Consider the following 2070-nt stretch of genomic DNA (forward strand, 5'->3'; position numbering starts at 1 on the left):
GGTCGATTGAACGGACGCCAGGGCGCGCACATCGACAAAGGCAAGGTCCGGAACAAGGGTCACAAGCGCGGTCCCGTTCAGGGATTGAGAGATCGCATCCTGGGAGTCCGTGCGAGCGGCAAGCGATAAGGTCGGATTGTAATCGAGTTTCAACTGAAGGCGCGGCAAATCGCCGGCGATCGAGATCCCCGGCGTGACCAGGGTGACCAGATCCCACCGGCGCGGACTGTTCTGCTGCAGCACGTTGTCCGTGAACATCTCGTCCACATTCAGCGACGGCACGATCGTCCACCCGCCACCCGCCGGCGCCCCGAAGCCGTTCGCGAGTTGCAACTGGTGCTGCAGGGTCTGCACATCCGGCGTCGCCAGATCGGTGCCTTGTGGCACCTGGTCCTCGTTCGTCGGATCAATAAGCGGGAATGCCGCCGCGCTACCGGCCTGCGCCAACAGCAAAGCAGCACCCAGTCCAGCAATGGACCAGCCGTTTGCGGCCGTCCGCCTCCAGGTCAGGGGTTCGCCCGAAATCATGGGGTTGTCGCGGGCCGCCGGGTCAGGACGAGTAGTACGAGGAATAGGCACCGAACGTGTATCGGGACGAGATCTGCTGCTTGTTCAGGACCATGGTGATCGTCGGGCACGCCTGGATCAGATCGAGCGAAGCCTCGATCTCATCGCGCTGGGTACGGTCGGCCTCCACCACGAACAGGATTTGCCCGACCACCTGGGCCAGCACCGCCGGATCGGACGTGGACAGGCACGGCGGCGCGTCGAGGATCAGCAGGCGGTCGGCATAGCGGCGGCCCAGGCTTTGGATCAGCCGCGTCATTTCCTTGGTCGAAAACAACTCCGCGCTGCGTTCGCGTTCACGGCCGACGGGCAGGATCGAGAGGCGTTCGATCGGCGTCCGCACGATCAGCGGCGCCGGGTCCAGCTTCGGGTTGGCCGCGAGGTCGAGCAAGCCGCGCGCCTGTGCCAGTCCCAGACTGTAGCAGATGGAATCACGCTTGGAATCGGCATCCACCAGCAGCACATGGTGGTCGCCCTGGCGCGCGATGCTGCCCGACAGGTTGGTGGACATGAAGCTCTTGCCCTCGCCCGGACGAGCGCTGGTGACCAGCAACAAGTTGGAAAATCCGGGTTCCGCCCCGGGACCGAAGGCGGAGCGAATGATCTGGCGCTGCACCAGCCGGAATTCCTCGGAGATGCGGGTACGGGTGCGCGACCAGTCGACCATGCCGGCGCGTTCGAGCGACACCGCATCGACCGACGCCGGTCCTTGCAGCATCCCCGCCGCGGGATCGGCCAACGCGCCCCGCAGACCAGGCGGCGGTAGGGATGCGGTGAAGTCCTCGGGACGGTCGAGCACGGCGGCCTGCCCCGGCAGCCGCGGCTGGCCATGGATCGCCGGTGTTGCCAGCGGTGTAGTTTCCAACCCGTTATCATCGCCCGCCGGCACCATGTCCTCGTCGGGTAACGCTCCCAGTCCGCCCGCGGAAACCTGGGCGGCGGCGATTGGCATGCCCTGCGGTGGCGGCGGTTTCGCCGATGACGGCGGGGCAGCAAACAGTGAGGATCGTTGCCCCGGCGTGACCTCGGGTCGAGGCGCCGCCGGCGTGGCATCGTGATCCACCGCATCCCGGACCGGTTCGACGCTGGGCTGGCGCAGGAGTTGCGCCGACGAATCATCAAGGGCACCGGAACGCAGCAAACGTTCCGCCACCCGCTCAACCAGATGGGATGCTTTCGGTATCAGCATGACCGGTTCATTCCCTCGGCCGTCAACATGGGCTTCGCGCGCACCGGCGATCGTGTTTCTGGGGCGGAATGGGTCACTAGATCAGTGCCGCCGACCGTAGGATATGGACCATCAGCCCCCCATACACGCAAACCAGCACCGCCAGCGCCGCACCGAACCGGACCACCGTCAACAATCGTTGACGCAGCGGTATCAAGCCCAACACGGAGATACCACCCAGCACCGGCAGGCCCAGGTTGCGCAGTTCGTCCACCGTGGAGAACGACCGGTCAAGCTGGCCGAACACCACCGTGAGGCCGGCACCGGTCAACAGG

General features: G+C 65.7%; 2 protein-coding genes and 1 pseudogene. All 3 read right to left on the bottom strand.

Annotation, left to right across the window (positions count from 1 at the left end):
- Positions 1–528 (bottom strand): hypothetical protein (locus GSQ89_RS31625; protein ID WP_216856509.1); only part of this gene is annotated, 528 nt, incomplete at its 3' end.
- Between the two features lie 22 nt (positions 529–550).
- Complete coding sequence (locus GSQ89_RS31630; protein ID WP_158932097.1) at positions 551–1756, bottom strand: hypothetical protein; 1206 nt, start codon at positions 1754–1756, stop codon at positions 551–553.
- A gap of 76 nt (positions 1757–1832) precedes the next feature.
- A pseudogene (locus GSQ89_RS31635) lies at positions 1833–2070 on the bottom strand (hypothetical protein); the annotation flags it as partial.

This window comes from Acidisphaera sp. S103 (assembly GCF_009765975.1).
GTDB lineage: Bacteria > Pseudomonadota > Alphaproteobacteria > Acetobacterales > Acetobacteraceae > Rhodopila.